A 925-nucleotide genomic window follows, 5' to 3' on the forward strand; every position below is an offset into this window, starting at 1 on the left:
CAGCAACAAGCAACGTAGCCAAGTTGACCGTCAATGGGGCCGTGATTTCAGCACCTTTGGCGCCTACGGGGCTTACAGCAATAGCTGGGAATGGACAAATTGCGTTAACTTGGAACGGCGTATCAGATACAGTCGCTAACAGTGTCTATAAGGGAACAGCTTCCGGCACCTATGGATTAACCCCCGTAGTGACAGTGAGCGGAGCGACCTACAGCTACACGGCAACGGGGCTGACGAACGGTGTGACCTACTATTTCGCAGTAAAGGCGAGCAACGTGGGAGGAAATAGCAGCAACTACTCCAACGAAGTCAGCGCAACACCGATAGCCGCAACACCGAGCGCATCCAGTAATGCGAATCTGAGCAGTATGGCCGTATCCGGAATAACGCTCAGTCCATCGTTTGATCCAGGTACATTTTCCTACACAGCGAGCGTAGCGAACGGTGTAACGTTGGTGATAGTGACGCCAACAGTATCGGATAGCAACGCAAAAGTGAAGGTGAACGGGACAGCAGTGACGAGCGGACAAGCGTCGGGGGCGATCAACCTGAACGTGGGTAACACTCAGATCACCGTGGTAGTGACGGCTCAAGACGGAAAGACCATGCAGACATACACCGTGAACATGTCTAGAGCCGAAGCCATAACGGCCAGTTCTACTGCACCGATTCAGGTGACGACTAAACCTGTATCTATTACCGTCCCTGCGAGTGTAACGAATGCCGAGATTGTGGTTGCAACGACAATGGCAGGATCGAGCAAAGAAGCGATGCTCCCGTTAGTGGAAGTGCAAGCGGCTACCACTCTGGGCAATGTAAGTATAATGATTCCAGATGGAACGAAAATTACGGCTCCCGGCAATTGGGACGGCACGATCAAGCTCCCGCAAGTGCTAAGCAACAGCAGCGTAACGATCAATAATGG

The 925-nt window shown here is 52.3% G+C and carries 1 protein-coding gene; it reads left to right on the forward strand.

Going from position 1 to position 925, the window contains the following annotated elements; translation table 11 throughout:
• Positions 1-925 (forward strand): cadherin-like beta sandwich domain-containing protein (locus BK127_RS42210; RefSeq protein ID WP_179097845.1); only part of this gene is annotated, 925 nt, incomplete at both ends.

The sequence above is a fragment of the Paenibacillus sp. FSL H7-0331 genome (assembly GCF_001956045.1).